The organism is Microbacterium sp. SD291 (assembly GCF_017355365.1).
Lineage (GTDB): Bacteria > Actinomycetota > Actinomycetes > Actinomycetales > Microbacteriaceae > Microbacterium.
Map to the genome: position 1 here is coordinate 40,304 of NZ_JADIJR010000021.1, position 15,345 is coordinate 55,648.

The window sequence follows — 15,345 nt, forward strand, 5'->3', positions numbered from 1 at the left end:
TGCTCATTCTCCGTTCTCAGTCGTCGGGTCGAGCGCATCGAGACCGGTCGTGAAGTCCTGCGCCTCGGCCCCCTGACACATCCGTCGGATCTTGCCCTCGGAGAGGATCTCGCCGGAGAACACCCGGACGTTGTCGATGCGCCCAGGCCACCAGTTCGTACTCACGCCGTCGGCGAGGCCGCGTCCGAGCACAAACGCGCCCGTCGCAGACCAGGGCGTCGCGGACCGCGCGCTCGAACTCGCGACGGGCGACCCCGCGCCAGGTGCCGACGGGGTCCCGATCTCGCAGACCCACAGTTTCACGCTCTTGGTCGTGAGATCATGAGCCCCCACGAGGTGCACCCACTGGTCGCCCACCACAGGCACGCTCGAGGTCACCGTGGTCGATGCCGCCCCGGTGGCGTCGGCGTTCTTCATCCCGAAAGACCAGCACCCGGTCGTCGTCCCTGTACACGATGGCAGATACGACAGGTGGAACCCGGATTGCGCGACGCCGTCCTGCGACACCGCGGTGTAGGTGCCCGTTGTCAGCTTCTCGGCGTTGAGCCAGACGTACGCCGACACCACGAACGAATCCTTGGCGTCGATGATCGGGCCGGTGCTCGCGAAGTCATCGGAGCCGTCGAAGTCCAGCGCCTGGTCACTGGGGCGCGATCCGAAGAGCGCATGCGGCCCTTCCGTCCACGCGGCTCCCGACACGGTCAGGCTGCGCGCCGTCCCCACGCCACTGGTGTCGGCAGCGGACGCGCCGTCGCCCTCGTCCAGCATCCAGATGCCGTCTTCTTTCGCCGCGCCGACGTCGAATTTGTACGTGGTCTCCGACGTGTTCCCCGCTTCGTCCACGCTGCGAGCTGTCAGAGTGGTTGCCCCCGCCGCGGTGGGCGTGAAGGAGATGACGGCGTTCCCGGACGCATCCGGAACGACGGTCGAAGAGAGCGTCGTGCTGTTGAACGCGTACGAGAACGACTTCACGTCCGTCGAGGTTCCGCGGCTGAGCGTGAACTTTCCGGCGAAACCGACCCCGCCACGTTCGACATCCTCGTCGTAGATCGCGGCCACCCCAGTGCGCACGGGAGTGATGACCGGAGCCACCGGCTTGCTGGTATCGACCGTGAACTCGCAGAGTGCCGTAGACCACCCCGACCACTTGGAGCCGTCCGTCGCGGTGACCCGGTACTGATACGACTGCCCATTGACGAGCTTCCCCGCCGACACCGTCGCGCTGAAAGATGAACCGGATGCCTTCCCCGCCAGCGTCCCGCTGTTCCAGACTTCCGTCGACGTCCCCGCCTGAACGATCTGGAAATGAGCCTGCACCGTTCCACCATCGGGATCCGTGACCACTGCGGTCAGCGTCGGTGTCGTGGAGGCGATCTTCGGTCGGCTCGTACCGGACGCGCATGCGACCGACGGCGAGGAGAGCTTCACACCTGTGGGCTTGTTCGGCGGCCGGTTGTACACGATCGTGAGCCGGGCGTCGTTCTTGTACGTCTTGTACCCGCTGGATGTCGTCTCGTTGTTCGCCTTCAGCCCGAACGTCATCGACCCGTAGTTCGAGTCGGCCGCGACCTTCACCCCCGCCAAGACATTCCAGCCTCGGCGGACGCCGGCGTCCGAACAGGCGTCACCCTGCGGCGCCGTGACGTTCGCCTGATACACGGAGAACCGGAGATTGCTCCAGTTCGAAGCGGATCCCGCGATGGAGTCCGTCATATACGCGTCCGTGCGGGTCGACGTGCAGTTTCCCCTCTGTCCGGGATCTGCCGAGAATTCGGCCGAGACGATGTCGGCGCCCGTGAGGGAGTTCATCCAGGAAGCCAGGGTACTGTCGCCGAACTCCCATACCAGGCGCGACGTGAAAGTCGTCCCGCAGGCAGACGTCCAGCTCGTCGAGCAGTAGCCCATCGACTCCCCCACTCGCGTGGTGGTGTCGGCCCACTTGTAGATCGAAGAGGTGAAGCCTCCGGTGCGGATCGCAATCCACTCCGTGGGTGTTCGCGCGCCGAGAGACGGATCAATCCGAATCGGCCAGACCGAGTCGGGATCCGTCAGCATCGACTCACTCGGCTCCACGACAACGAAGCCGGCGCCACTTTCTGCACCCACGACGTGCACCGGCATATCGAACACGCGATCCCCAGGAACAGGAAACTCGATGCGCTCCACCGGGTTTTCCGAAGTTTCATCGGCTGCAGAGTCCCACATCGACGACTGTGGCGACCAGAACAATGACTGCTCGCCGTCGCCGATGACCTCGAATCCTGCCTCGTCTAGACCACGCAGCGTCAGCCCCTCGGAAGAGTAAACGCGGTACGGCACATCGAATCCGGCCCCGGGCAAACCGGCGACCTCCCGCACCTGCGCGAGCGCCGTACGCAGCCACTCAGCCGCGGCCGGCGAGTCGAGCTCCAAGATCGGACGGAAACCCGAGCCGTCCGCCATCACCGAACGCTCAACCGAACGCCCTCCGTAAGCGGGTAGGTGACGAACCTGCCGTCGATGATCGGTTCCGGCAGTGCGAAGGGAAAACGCAAGGCGACCCACGCGTCATCCCTCTGCACCACGCCCAGAGGCAGACCCTGTCCTGCAACGCCACCCGGGTTGAACCACATCGGATACACGGGGGCCTCGACAGGAAGCATCCGGCTGGTATCCGGAGCGAGCGTCTCATCGACATCGTCAGGAGCCACGTCGAGCGGGGCCGCGGTGGCCGGCTCGGTGGGTTCCGCCGTCGTACCTGCGCTTGCGGGCTCGGTCGCGATCGTGAGATCGATGTCCTCCCACTCGCCGTTGACGCTCGTGCGGCCCGCAACCGAATCCATCGTCATCCGCGAGTTGCCATCCGGCTGTGCGTAGACCGAGACCCACGGCGTCCGCTCGTCCATCACCTCGACATCGGAGCCACACGCCTCCGCCTTGATCGCGGCCTCGTCCGCAGTATCGGAGCGGAGCTCGGAGCAGCCAGCCGCCGTGTAATCCGCAATACGCACCACGACGACGACCGCGGCGACCGCGACAGCGAGCGCCACAGCCCCCGCAACCCACCGCTGCCGCACCGTCGAGCGCTCGATCAGCGACAACACACCCATGAATACCCCCCCGCAGACGCCCGCAACAGAAACTGCTCAGCGCGCGACAAGGATTCACGGTCGATGACGTCGACCCGGCCTCTCAACCATTGAGCGAGGTGATCATATGCTGTGAACTTCCTGAATGCCAAATGCGGGCGGCGGTGACTGATGCCAACGGGTATGTCGGCGCAGTTCAACGCGTAGGTTTAGTCGGGGAACGACCGGGTGATGTGGTCCGATCTCAACCGTCCTGGGATGTCCGGAGGCTTCCGAGCCCCGTACGCTGAGACCATGACTGGTCTTCGTTGGGGAATCCTCGCGACCGGCGGCATCGCCGGCGCCTTCGCATCCGATCTGCGCACCGCAGGACTCGACCTGGTGGCGGTCGGATCGCGCTCGCAGGAGTCGGCCGACGCCTTCGCCTCCCGCTTCGACATCGCGCGCGCCTACGGCGCGTATGAGGCGCTGGTCGCAGACCCCGACGTCGACATCATCTACGTCTCCACCCCGCACCCGATGCACCACGAGAACGCCCGCCTCGCACTGGAGGCCGGCAAGCACGTCCTCGTCGAGAAGGCGTTCACGCTGAACCGCGCCGAGGCCGAGGATCTGCAGAGCCTCGCCGCCGAGCGGGGACTGCTCGCCATGGAGGCCATGTGGACGCGCTACCTGCCGCACATGGTCCGGATCCGCGAGATCATCGCCGACGGGACGCTCGGCGAGATCCGCGCGGTGAGCGCCGACCACACGCAGCTGCTGCCCGCCGACCCCGCGCACCGGCTGAACGCGCTCGAGCTCGGCGGCGGAGCCCTCCTCGACCTCGGCATCTACCCGATCTCGTTCATCTGGGACATCCTCGGCGCGCCGACGAGCATCCGCGCCGTCGGCCGGCTGATCGAGACCGGCGCCGACGCCGAGGTCGCCACCGTCATGACGCACGAGAGCGGAGCGGTGTCGACCAGCCTGTCGTCCTCCCGGGGCGCCGGCCCGAACGCGGCCAGCATCGTCGGCACGGCGGCGCGGATCGACATCGACAGGGTCTGGTACTCCCCCACCACGTTCCGTGTCACGGGGCCCGACGGCACCGTGATCGAGGAGTACGCGTCGGCCGTCGACGGCCGCGGCATGCAGTACCAGGCGTTCGCTGCCGAGCGGCTGGTGCAGGACGGCGTCCTCGAGGGCGACATCCTCCCGGTCGCCGAGAGCGTCGCGATCATGGGGACCCTCGACGAGATCCGCGCCCAGATCGGCGTCCGTTACCCGAGCGAGGAGGCCGACAATGGCTGAGACCACAGACGCCCGCGTCGCCGTATACCTCGACTTCGACAACATCGTCATCTCCTGGTACGACCGGGTGCACGGACGCAACTCCTACGGCAAGGACCGCCAGCGGATCACCGAGCACCCCAACGATCCCGAGGTCGCAGAGCGGCTGAGCCGCGCCATGATCGAGGTCGGCGCGATCATCGACTACGCGGCATCCTTCGGCACCCTGGTGCTCACCCGCGCCTATGCCGACTGGTCGTCGCCCGTCAACGCCGTGTACCGGTCTCAGCTCGTGGCGCGCGCCGTCGACCTCGTGCAGCTGTTCCCCGCCGCGGCCTACGCCAAGAACGGCGCCGACATCCGCCTCGCCGTGGATGCCGTCGAGGACATGTTCCGACTGCCCGATCTCACGCACGTCGTGATCGTCGCGGGCGACAGCGACTACGTCCCGCTCGCACAGCGCTGCAAGCGGCTCGGGCGCTACGTGATCGGCGTCGGCGTCGCCGGCTCCACCGCGAAGTCGCTCGCCGCCGCCTGCGATGAGTTCGAGTCCTACGACTCGCTCCCCGGGGTGGCTCGTCCGCCGAAGCGGCCCACTGCCGCGAATGCCCCGGCGTCGGAAGCCGCCGCAGATGCGACTGCCGGCACTGATGCGACTGCCGGCACTGATGTGACTGAGACGCCCCCGAAGGCCAAGACCGGGACGCGGACCAGGTCGAAGGCCAAGCCGGCGGCGAAGCCCGCCGCCGTCGAAGCACCTGCCGTCGAAGCCAGTGCCGAGGCCACCGTCGAGGAGGACAGCGCCCCCACGACGGAGCAGGAGGAGGCCACCCAGCTGCTGGAGCGGGCGCTGCGCCTCGGACATGACAAGGCGGATGCCGACGAGTGGCTGCACAGCTCGGCAGTGAAGACGCACATGCGCCGGATGGACCCGTCGTTCAGCGAGAAGGCACTCGGCTACCGTTCGTTCTCGGACTTCCTGAAGTCGCGCGACGACATCGCCGAGCTCGAGGAGACCGGCCACGAGCGTCTGGTGAGGCTGCGCGAACCGGCCGCCTGACGCCGATGAGGGGACGATCATGACATCCGAGGAGTTGGCTCACATCATCGCCGAGGTCCGGGCTCAAGAAGCCAGGCTCGTGCTGCCCGGGTTTGCGTTCGAAGACGCCTGGGAGATCGGCACGCTGCTCGTGGAGCTCGGGAGGCAGAGGCATCTGCCCATCACGGTCCGCATCGTCCGCGGCGAGCAGGTGCTGTTCCACGCGGCGCTGCCCGGGACATCCGCCGACAACGACGGCTGGGCGCAGCGGAAGGCCAATGTGGTCCACCGGTTCGGACAGAGCTCATACCTCGTGGGCCTCGCGCATCTCGCTGACGGCGCGGACTTCCTCGACCACCCCTGGAACGATCCGTCTCGCTTCGCGGCGCACGGCGGATCGTTCCCCGCCATAGTGAACGGCGTCGGGGTCGTCGGGAGCATCACGGTCTCGGGATTGCCCCAGGAAGACGATCACGCACTCGTGGTCGAGGTGCTCGAACGTTATCTGGCCGCGTGACGCCGGCGCCGCAGTCTCCCTACGACAGGGCCCTCGGCGACCGCATCGATCTGCTGCATCCGCGCCTGCGGGCGTACTTCTCCGGCGTCCCGGACGGGAGCGTCGGCGTCGGCGAAGGCGTCTTCCACCGAGTCGGCACGCCGAGGCGCTGGCTGTGGCCGCTGCTGCGGCGGCTGGAGCACCGGGGCGTGGTCGCCGCCTGCTGGGAGCAGGACGTGCCGTTCCGCGTGCGGAACCGGATGGTCGCCGGCCGCGTCATCGGCGAGCGCGAGTTCCGTCTCGCGCGCGGCGCCTGGACCATGCGCGACGCGGTGGCGCTGACCCGCCACGGCCGTGTCGTCGACGAGCTCGGCGAGCCGGGGATCGTCGCGGCGTGCTTCGATGTCGACGTCCAGGATGCAGGTCTCCTCCTCACGAGTCGCGCGATCGGCATCCGCCTCGGTCGTCTGCGGCTTCGAGTGCCGCGGCCGCTCTCCCCCGTCGTCCGCCTCTCCGAGCGCTTCGACGACGAGTCCGGCCGCCAGCGGGTCTCCCTGACTGTCGATGCGCCGCTCATCGGGCGCGTGTACGAGTACCGCGGCGACTTCGAGTACCGCATCGAGCAGGATCGACTTCGGGAGGAAGCCGGATGAACGCAGGCAGGGTCGTCATCGGAGGGTCCACCGGTTTCATGGGCCGGTACCTGGTGCCGCGGCTGCGTGCGGCCGGTCGCGAGGTCGTCACGATCTCGCGCTCCGGGGCCGACCTGCGCTGGCGCGACCAGGCCTCGATCGACCGCGCCGTCGACGGGGCGGAGCTGGTGATCGGACTGGCAGGCAAGAGCGTGAACTGCCGCTACACGCCGGAGAACCGGGCCGAGATCTTCCGCTCCCGTCTCGACACCACCGCATCCCTCGGCTCCGCGATCGCCGGGGCCGCGAACCCGCCGGCGCTGTGGGTGAACTCGTCGACCGCGACGATCTACCGGCACGCCGAGGACCGGCCGATGACCGAGTCGACGGGCGAGATCGGCACCGGCTTCTCGGTGGAGGTCGCGAAGGCCTGGGAAAGGGCGCTGTTCGTGGAGGACCTTCCGCACACCCGGCGTGTCGCGCTGCGCAGCACCATCGTGCTCGGCGACGGCGGAGTCCTGGGCCCGCTGCAGGGTCTCGCCCGCCGCGGGCTCGGCGGCGCGCAGCATGACGGCCGCTGGCCGGTGAGCGCGGCGCGGCGCGCGGCCGGGACAGGGCACTTCCCCGGGGCACGCCGAGGTCGTCAGCGCTTCAGCTGGGTGCACGTCGAGGACACCGCGCGCATCATCGAGTTCCTCGAGGACACCCCGTCTCTCGAGGGCCCCGTCAACGCGGCGTCCCCGAACCCGGTCGACAACGCCGAGTTCATGGCGACGGTCCGGCGCGTCCTCGGGGTCGGCTTCGGCCCGCCCATGCCGCGATGGATGCTGGAGCTCGGGGCCATCGGCATCCGCACCGAGACCGAGCTGATCCTGAAGAGCCGGTGGGTGCTGCCGGAGAAGCTCCTGGCTGCCGGCTTCGAGTTCCGTCACCCGCATCTCGAGGCGGCCGTCAGGGAGTCGTACGGGCACGAGCTCGTCTAGCTCGGCTGGTTCGTCTAGCGCGGCTCCGGTCCGGCATCCGGCTGGGTCTCTGACCCGGTCGAGGAGTCGCGCCGGCGCTTCTCGATCTCCTCGCGCAGCCGCCACTCCTCGATCTCACGGTCGAGGTCGGCGAGCTGCTGCTCGGTGGAGCGGGCGTCGGCCGGCGGCATCGGCGGCGGCGACGGTCGCGCGGAGGGTCTGGGAGCCCGTTCGGCCCTCTGCATCCGCGGGATCCGGAGCCCTGCCTCCGAGTACTCGCGGCCGATCGCGAACCAGAGGATGCTGCCGATCAGCGGCAGCAGGATCACGACTATGAGCCATACCAGTTTCGGCATGAACCTCACCTGCGAGTCGTCGCGGGTGATGATGTCGACGAGCGCGACGACCATCAGCAGGACGATGATGATCGACAGGAACGGCATGCCGTAAGCGTAGACGACGTGTGCGGCGAGGGACTACGGCAGCAGGTGCCCGGCCGCGCGGAAGAGCTCGTACCACTCGGCGCGCGTGAGCGCGAGGTCCGCTCCGGCCGCGGCATCGCGCACTCGCCCCGGCGTCGTGGTGCCGAGCACGACCTGCATGTTCGCGGGGTGGCGCGTGATCCAGGCGGTCGCGATCGCGATCGGCTCCACTTCGTAGGTTGCCGCGAGCCGGTCGATCACCGCGTTGAGCTCGGCGTACGCGGGGTCTCCGAGGAAGACGCCGGTGAAGAACCCGCCCTGGAAGGGCGACCAGGCCTGGACGGTGATGCCGTTGATGCGGCAGTACTCGACGATGCCGCCGCCGTCGCGGACGACGCTCTGCTCCTCGCCCGACATGTTCGCCGCGATCGGCTGGGCGATTATCGGCGCATGGGTGATCGACAGCTGCAGCTGGTTCGCGACGAGCGGCTGCCGCACCGCAGTGCGCAGCAGGTCGATCTGCCGCGGCGTGTGGTTCGAGACCCCGAAGGCCAGGACCTTGCCCGACGCCTCGAGCTCGTCGAACGCCCTGGCGACCTCGTCTGGCTCGACGAGCGCGTCGGGGCGGTGCAGCAGGAGCACGTCGATGCGGTCGGTGCGAAGAGCCCGCAGCGAGCCCTCGACCTGGGCGAGAATGTGCTCGTAGGAGAAGTCGAACATCCCCTGCGCCGGCACGATGCCGCACTTCGTCTGCAGCACGATCTCGTCGCGCTCGGCGTCGGTCAGCGCGAGGGCGTCGGCGAATCTTCCCTCGCAGAAGTGCATGCTGCCGCCGTAGATGTCGGCGTGATCGAAGAAGTCGATCCCGGCGGCACGAGCCGTGTCGTAGAGCTCGCGGATCTCCGCGTGCTCCTTCCCGTCGATGCGCATCATGCCTGCGATGACGGCGGGAGCAGTGGTCGTTCCGAACGGCACGGTCTTCATGTGCTCAACGCTAGCGGCAGGAGCATCCGTCCTGCCGCTGATTGAATGTCTTCATGAGCTTCCTCACCACGCCTGCGCCGGTCACCCTCACCGGCCGTCTCGTCGAGTTGCGTCCGCTGGAGCACTCGCACCACGACGGCCTGCTCGAGGCCCTGCAGGAAGGCGACCTCTGGCAGAACGCGTGGTACACCTCCGTGCCGTCGCCTGAGGGGCTGGCGGCCGAGATCGAGCGCCGGATCGGGCTGATCGAGAAGGGCGAGATGGTGCCGTTCACGGCGTTCGACGCCGCCGGCCGAGTGCTCGGCCTGACCTCGTACTACGAACTCGCCGCCGAGGTGCCGCGGCTGCACATCGGATACACCTGGAACCGCCCGTCGGCGCACGGCACCGGCACGAACGCCGAGTCGAAGCTGCTGCTCCTGCAGCACGCCTTCGAGACGCTCGGGGTGTTCCGGGTCGGGCTGACGACCCAGTGGGTGAACTTCCAGTCGCGCGCGGCGATCGAGCGTCTCGGCGCGAAGCAGGACGGCGTGATGCGCGCGATCAGCCGCTACCGCAACGGCGCGCTGCGCGACAGCGTCGAGTACTCGATCATCGAGCCGGAGTGGCCCGCGGTGAAGGCGAACCTCGAACAGCGCCTCGCGAAGAGGCGCTGAGCCTCACTCGGTGGCGTTGCCCGACCAGTTGTCGGAGCGACGGGTGGCGCCGCTGCGCCCGGCGCGCATCATGTACGCGAGCGACAGGCACATCAGCAGCAGGCCGCCGACGAACACCAGCGCCTGGAAGTCGGGAAGCTCGTGCGCGATGCCCATCATCCCGATCCCTCCGAGGAAGAGGATCATGAAGAGGAGGAAGCTGAGGATCACGGGATCTCCTGTCGTCGGTGCCGCCTAACAGAATACCGCCGACGAGGAAACCCCCGTGCATCCACGCGATCCTTCTGGTTTCGTCGCAGGATGAGCACCCCGCTGACAGCACTCGCGATCACGTGCACGCTGAAGCCCTCACCCGCGGCCTCCAGTTCCGATCTGCTCGCCACGCAGATGCTCGGCGCGCTGGCTGGCCACGGCGTGAGCGGAGACCTGATGAGGGCGGTCGATCATCAGATCAGCCCCGGCGTCGAGACCGACATGGGAGGCCCTGACGAGTGGCCGGCGATGCGACAGCGGGTCCTGGATGCCGACATCCTTCTGCTCGTCACGCCGACCTGGCTCGGGCAGCATTCCAGCGTCGCGCAGAGCGTGCTCGAGCGTCTGGACGCCGAGCTCGCCGAGACGGATGCCCAGGGGCGGCCGATCCTGTTCGACAGGGTCGCGATCGTCGGCATCGTGGGCAATGAGGACGGGGCGCACCACATCGCGGCGGTGCTCTTCCAGGCGCTCGACGACGTCGGCTTCACGGTCCCGGCGCAGGGGTCGGTGTACTGGAACGGCGAGGCCATGCAGACCACCGACTACAAGGATCTCGACCGCACGCCGGAGAAGGTCTCGGCATCCATCGCGACGACCGTCCGCAATGCCGCACATCTCGCGCGCTCGCTGCGCGAGGACGGCTATCCCGCCGGCTGAGACCGCGCCATCGGCGTATCGATTCTGGACATTGTTCAAGAAGACCCCGTGGCGCAACGCCGCGTCACGAGGAGCCGCCACAGCGGCAGCACTCCTCACCTGTACGGCCATCATCCTGACCCCATCGTTCGCCGGCGCGAACACCGACTCGACCGGTGACCCCGAGATCGTCGGCGCCAGCTCCGCGAACGCCATCCCGGGCGAGTACATCGTCGTACTGAAGCCCTCCGGCGCGATCGGCACCGCCGATGACGTCTCCGCCACCCTCACCGACGAGGTCGGCGGTCAGGTGCTCAGCACCTTCAACACCGTGCTCAACGGCTACTCCGCCCTTCTCACCGAGGACGAGGCGCTCACGCTCTCGGGCGACGACCGCGTCGACTACGTCGAGCAGTCGCAGACGTTCTACGCACTCGACGAGCAGGTCAGCCCGCCGAACTGGGGCGATGACCGCATCGACCAGCGCGACCTTCCGCTCGACCAGAGCTACACCTACCCCGGCTCGGCGGGCGAAGGCGTCCACGTATACATCGTCGACACGGGCGTCCGTGCGTCGCACGCCGATTTCGCAGGCCGCATGGGCCCGGGCTTCGACGCGGTCACGCCCGGCGGGAGCGCGAACGACTGCAACGGTCATGGCACTCACGTCGCCGGCACCGCCGCCGGCACCAAGTACGGCGTCGCGAAGAAGGCGACGATCCACCCGGTGCGCATCCTCAACTGCGAGGGCTCGGGGTCGAGCACCGACATCATCGAGGCGATCGAGTGGCTCACCGAGAACGCGCAGAAGCCTGCCACGGCGAACTACAGCGTCGGCTGCCGCACCGCGTGCTCCAGCCCCGCGACCGACCAGGCCGTGAAGAACCTGGTCGCCTCCGGCGTCACCTGGGTGCAGGCAGCGGGCAACAGCAACGACGACGCCTGCCGCTACAGCCCGCAGCTGGTCCCTGAGGGCATCACGGTCGGCAACTCCACGCGCACCGACGGCAAGGCCGCGTCGAGCAGCTGGGGCTCCTGCCTCGACGTCTGGGCACCGGGCACCGACATCGTGTCGGCCTGGTACACGGCAGACGACGCGACCCGGTCGGCGACCGGCACCTCGATGGCCTCGCCGCACACCACGGGCGCGACCGCGCTCTACCTCGGTGAGAACCCCGACGCGACGCCCGCCCAGGTGCAGGCAGCGATCAAGGAGAACGCCACGACCGGCACGCTGACGGGTCTCGACGCCGCATCGCCGAACCGCCTGCTGTACACCGGGTTCCTGAACTCCGACGACCCCGCCCCGGTCGCGGTCGACCTCGCCGCGATCGGAAACCAGTCCGGCAAGGTCGGCCAGGCCGTCAACCTCGCCGTCAGCGCGACCGGCGGCACCGCACCGTACGCGTTCTCCGCGACCGGTCTTCCGGCGGGGCTCGCGATCAGCGCCTCGACCGGCGCGATCACCGGCACCCCGACGGCCGCGGCCACGTCGAACGTCACCGTCACGGTGAAGGACGCCGGCACCCCGGTGACCACCGACTCGGCATCGTTCACGTTCACGATCACGGCCGTCAGCACGAGCAGCTGCGACGGGACGCCCGTCTCGTCGGGTTCGCTGACGAACGGCCAGCAGGTCGTGTCGCCGACGTTCACCTGTGCGTCCGGTGCGGTCGAGGTCTGCCTCGACGGACCGACCGGAGCCGACTTCGACGTGTACCTCCAGAAGAACTACTCCTGGTTCGGCTGGATCACCGTCGCGGAGGGCACGTCCGCCGACGCCGACGAGAAGTTCACTTACAACGCCGGAGCCGGAAGCTACCGCGTAGTGGTGAAGTCGTACTCCGGATCGGGCGCGTACACCGCGACCGTGAAGTGACGACCCGGCAGGAATGAGAGAGCGGATGCCGCGGGGCTGAGCCCCGCGGCATCCGTCATCCGGCATCCGTCATCGAAAGCTGACAGCCCTCACCGTGGCGGTACCGTTTACGCATGACTCCCCCGATCGATCCCACCAGCACCCCGGCCTGGGCTGAGCTCAGCGCCCTGCACGCCTCAATCACTCCGGACCTCCGCGGCTGGTTCGCCACCGATCCGTCCCGGGCCGAGCGGCTGTCGCTGCCGCTCGCCGACCTGCACGTCGACCTGTCGAAGAACCTCGTGACCGACGAGGTGCTGGCGGCCCTCCTCCGCCTCGCCGAGCAGACCGGCGTCGCCGAGCGCTACGCCGCGATGCTCGCGGGCGATCACATCAACACCACCGAGGATCGCGCCGTGCTGCACACCGCGCTGCGCCGCCCGGCCGGCGCCGCGCCGGCACTGGTCGTGGACGGGCAGGACGTGGATGCCGATGTGCACTCGGTGCTCGACGCCCTCTCCGCGTTCGCCGAGCGGGTGCGTTCGGGCGACTGGCTGGGCGTGACCGGCAAGAAGGTCACCCACGTCGTGAACATCGGCATCGGCGGATCCGACCTCGGCCCGGTCATGGTCTACGAGGCGCTCAAGCCCTACGCGGATGCCGGGATCGAGGCGCTGTTCGTCTCCAACATCGACCCGACCGACCTCGCGCAGAAGACCGCAGGGCTCGACCCCGAGACCACGCTGTTCATCGTGGCGTCGAAGACCTTCACGACACTCGAGACCCTCACCAACGCGCGGCTCGCACGTGACTGGCTGTGGGCGGGGCTCACGGCATCCGGTGCCATCGCCGGCGACGAGGCATCCCGCACCGACGCGGTGGCGCACCACTTCGTCGCCGTCTCGACCGCGCTCGACAAGGTCGCAGCCTTCGGCATCGACCCGGCGAACGCCTTCGGGTTCTGGGACTGGGTCGGCGGCCGCTACTCGGTCGACTCGGCGATCGGCCTCTCGCTCGCGATCGCTCTCGGCCCCCAGGTGTTCCGCGACCTGCTGGCCGGCTTCCACGCCGTCGACGAGCACGTGCGCGCCACTGAGCTGTCGCGCAACGTGCCAGTGCTGATGGGGCTGCTGAACGTCTGGTACGTGAACTTCTTCGGCGCGCAGTCGCACGCCGTGCTCCCCTATGCACAGCAGCTGAGCCGCTTCCCCGCCTACCTGCAGCAGCTGACCATGGAGTCGAACGGCAAGTCGGTGCGCTGGGACGGCTCCCCCGTCACCACCGACACCGGCGAGGTGTTCTGGGGTGAGCCGGGAACGAACGGCCAGCACGCGTTCTACCAGCTGATCCACCAGGGCACCCGGCTGATCCCGGCGGACTTCATCGCGTTCGTGAACCCCGCGTATCCCCTCGCCGACGACGGCCAGGACGTGCACGCGCTGTTCCTCGCGAACTTCCTCGCGCAGACCAAGGCGCTCGCGTTCGGGAAGAGCGCAGCCGAGGTCGAGGCCGAGGGCACCACCGGTGCGCTGGTCGCCGCGCGCACTTTCGCCGGGAACCGCCCGACGACGTCGATCTTCGCGCCGGCTCTGACTCCGCAGGTGCTCGGCCAGCTCATCGCACTGTACGAGCACATCACGTTCACGCAGGGCACGATCTGGGGCATCAACTCCTTCGATCAATGGGGCGTCGAGCTCGGCAAGCAGCTGGCCATGCAGATCGCCCCGGCGATCGAAGGCGACGCGGATGCGGTCGAGTCGCAGGATGCGTCGACGAAGGCGCTGCTGGCCTACTACGCGGCGAACCGGAAGTAGGCGCGAAGAGGGAGGGGTGTATGCGCGTCGAGGCCGTCCTAGGCACCGGCTCGGCGAAGAAGATCACCGAGCTGCTCTGACGGCAGGCGCGCTGCACCCGCTAGCATCATCCAAAACCGAAACGCTTTCCGGATTCGGTGCCGCCCGCAAGGAGGCGTCATGAGCTCACCCCGTACTCCCCTGACCCGGAGCGCCCACGGACAGGCGGTCGCGCCGACCAGCGTGCCGATCGGACCAGACGCGTTCAGCGACGACGCCGGCACCGTGCTGCGCTGGCTGGGCATGGCCGGGTTCCTCGTCAACTCACGAGGGATCCTGCTGGCCATCGACCCGCTCCTGCAGGACTTCGACATGCCGGTGCTGATCGACTTCCCCCTCGCAAGCGGCGATGTGCCGCGACTCGACGCGGTGCTGGTCACGCATGCGGACAACGACCATTTCAGCGCCCCGACCTGCCGGGCCCTCGCCCCGGTCACGACGCGCTTCCATTCGACGCGCTACGTCGCCGGCCTCATGCAGAACGACGGGATGCCCGCGATCGGCCACGACATCGGGGATGCCTTCGAGGTCGGCGCCGTGCGCGTGCAGGTGACGCCGGCGGATCACGCCTGGCAGAACGCGGCCCCCGGGTCCGCGGATCGGGTGTTCCTCGACGAGGACTCCTGCGGGTTCTGGCTCGACACTCCGGACGGCACGATCTGGGCACCAGGGGACTCCCGACTGATCCGCGACCACCACCTGACGATGCCCGCGCCCGATGCGCTGATCTTCGACTTCTCCGACAGCGACTGGCATTTCGGATTCGCCGGCGCCGTCGAGATGGCCAACGCATACCCGGATGCCGACCTGCTCCTGCACCACTGGGGCTCCGTCGACGCCGCCGACTTCTCGCCGTTCAACGCCGACCCGGACGAGCTCTGGGACGTCGTCGTGAACCCCGAGCGGATCCACGTGCTGGCGCCCGGAGAGCTTTTCCGACTCCGGCGCCGCGGGTAGGCTCGCATGCCCCGCATGCTCGCATCCGGGCAGCTCTCCCGCATCCTGACGCTCGATGTCGACAGCGGAGACGTGCATGTCGTCCACGAATCCGCCGAGGTGCTGTACGAGGCGCCCAACTGGTCGCGCGACGGCACCGCTCTGTACGTCAACGGCGACGGCCACCTGTTCCGGTTGGGGCTGACGGAGGCCGAGCCCCCTGAGCGGATCGAATTGGGCGACTTCCCGGCGCTCAACAACGACCACGTGCTCGATCCC

The 15,345-nt window shown here is 68.5% G+C and carries 16 protein-coding genes and 1 pseudogene; 12 read left to right on the plus strand and 5 right to left on the minus strand.

Annotated features, from left to right (window positions below; all coding sequences use genetic code 11):
• Window positions 1–3 precede the first annotated feature (3 nt).
• Window positions 4–1,713 carry a LamG domain-containing protein gene (locus IPV10_RS12105; protein WP_207484205.1) on the minus strand — a complete coding sequence of 570 codons (1,710 nt, stop codon included), beginning with the start codon at window positions 1,711–1,713 and terminating at the stop codon, window positions 4–6.
• Here IPV10_RS12105 and IPV10_RS12110 point away from each other — a divergent pair.
• Complete coding sequence (locus tag IPV10_RS12110; protein WP_207484207.1) at window positions 1,700–1,900, plus strand: hypothetical protein; 201 nt, start codon at window positions 1,700–1,702, stop codon at window positions 1,898–1,900. The two genes, IPV10_RS12105 and IPV10_RS12110, sit on opposite strands and share 14 nt — an antisense overlap.
• A 541-nt stretch (window positions 1,901–2,441) precedes the next feature.
• Here IPV10_RS12110 and IPV10_RS12115 read toward each other — a convergent pair.
• The gene (locus tag IPV10_RS12115) at window positions 2,442–3,089 is read right to left on the minus strand and encodes a hypothetical protein (protein WP_207484209.1); all 648 of its coding nucleotides are present in this window, start codon (window positions 3,087–3,089) and stop codon (window positions 2,442–2,444) included.
• Between the two features lie 273 nt (window positions 3,090–3,362).
• Here IPV10_RS12115 and IPV10_RS12120 point away from each other — a divergent pair, with 273 nt between their 5' ends.
• From IPV10_RS12120 to IPV10_RS12140, 5 genes are read left to right on the plus strand one after another with little or no spacing between them, the layout of a single operon-like run.
• Window positions 3,363–4,358, plus strand: a complete 996-nt coding sequence (locus IPV10_RS12120; protein ID WP_207484211.1) for a Gfo/Idh/MocA family protein — start codon at window positions 3,363–3,365, stop codon at window positions 4,356–4,358.
• On the plus strand, window positions 4,351–5,397 hold the full coding sequence (locus tag IPV10_RS12125; protein WP_207484213.1) for an NYN domain-containing protein: 1,047 nt from the start codon (window positions 4,351–4,353) through the stop codon (window positions 5,395–5,397). Before IPV10_RS12120 ends, IPV10_RS12125 begins: the two co-directional genes overlap by 8 nt.
• A 19-nt stretch (window positions 5,398–5,416) precedes the next feature.
• Entirely contained in the window at window positions 5,417–5,893 is a 477-nt protein-coding gene (locus IPV10_RS12130; RefSeq protein ID WP_207484215.1) for a heme-degrading domain-containing protein, read from the plus strand.
• Window positions 5,890–6,525, plus strand: coding sequence for a DUF4166 domain-containing protein (locus IPV10_RS12135; protein WP_207484217.1), 636 nt, complete (start codon window positions 5,890–5,892; stop codon window positions 6,523–6,525). The genes IPV10_RS12130 and IPV10_RS12135 overlap by 4 nt, the downstream gene beginning before the upstream one ends.
• On the plus strand, window positions 6,522–7,487 hold the full coding sequence (locus tag IPV10_RS12140; protein ID WP_207484218.1) for an epimerase: 966 nt from the start codon (window positions 6,522–6,524) through the stop codon (window positions 7,485–7,487). Before IPV10_RS12135 ends, IPV10_RS12140 begins: the two co-directional genes overlap by 4 nt.
• A gap of 14 nt (window positions 7,488–7,501) precedes the next feature.
• Here the strand turns inward: IPV10_RS12140 and IPV10_RS12145 are convergent, their stop codons facing one another.
• Window positions 7,502–7,909: a PLD nuclease N-terminal domain-containing protein gene (locus tag IPV10_RS12145; protein ID WP_207484220.1), complete on the minus strand. Its 408-nt coding sequence runs from the start codon at window positions 7,907–7,909 to the stop codon at window positions 7,502–7,504.
• 33 nt (window positions 7,910–7,942) lie between these two features.
• Window positions 7,943–8,872: an aldo/keto reductase family oxidoreductase gene (locus IPV10_RS12150; RefSeq protein ID WP_207484222.1), complete on the minus strand. Its 930-nt coding sequence runs from the start codon at window positions 8,870–8,872 to the stop codon at window positions 7,943–7,945.
• Between the two features lie 53 nt (window positions 8,873–8,925).
• Between IPV10_RS12150 and IPV10_RS12155 the strand changes: the two genes are divergently transcribed.
• Window positions 8,926–9,528, plus strand: a complete 603-nt coding sequence (locus IPV10_RS12155) for a GNAT family N-acetyltransferase (protein WP_207484224.1) — start codon at window positions 8,926–8,928, stop codon at window positions 9,526–9,528.
• 3 nt (window positions 9,529–9,531) lie between these two features.
• Here the strand turns inward: IPV10_RS12155 and IPV10_RS12160 are convergent, their stop codons facing one another.
• On the minus strand, window positions 9,532–9,738 hold the full coding sequence (locus IPV10_RS12160) for a hypothetical protein (RefSeq protein WP_207484226.1): 207 nt from the start codon (window positions 9,736–9,738) through the stop codon (window positions 9,532–9,534).
• Between the two features lie 90 nt (window positions 9,739–9,828).
• Between IPV10_RS12160 and IPV10_RS12165 the strand changes: the two genes are divergently transcribed.
• From IPV10_RS12165 to IPV10_RS12185, 5 genes and pseudogenes are all read left to right on the plus strand, one after another.
• Window positions 9,829–10,440, plus strand: a complete 612-nt coding sequence (locus IPV10_RS12165) for a flavodoxin family protein (protein ID WP_207484228.1) — start codon at window positions 9,829–9,831, stop codon at window positions 10,438–10,440.
• 31 nt (window positions 10,441–10,471) lie between these two features.
• A complete protein-coding gene (locus IPV10_RS12170) occupies window positions 10,472–12,298 on the plus strand; it encodes a S8 family peptidase (RefSeq protein ID WP_207484230.1) in 1,827 nt (608 codons plus the stop codon).
• Window positions 12,299–12,411: 113 nt separating this feature from the next.
• Window positions 12,412–14,091 carry a glucose-6-phosphate isomerase gene (gene pgi / locus IPV10_RS12175; protein ID WP_207484232.1) on the plus strand — a complete coding sequence of 560 codons (1,680 nt, stop codon included), beginning with the start codon at window positions 12,412–12,414 and terminating at the stop codon, window positions 14,089–14,091.
• Window positions 14,092–14,250: 159 nt separating this feature from the next.
• A complete protein-coding gene (locus IPV10_RS12180) occupies window positions 14,251–15,087 on the plus strand; it encodes an MBL fold metallo-hydrolase (protein ID WP_207484234.1) in 837 nt (278 codons plus the stop codon).
• A 6-nt stretch (window positions 15,088–15,093) separates the two neighbouring features.
• Window positions 15,094–15,345: pseudogene (locus tag IPV10_RS12185) on the plus strand (biopolymer transporter Tol); the annotation flags it as partial.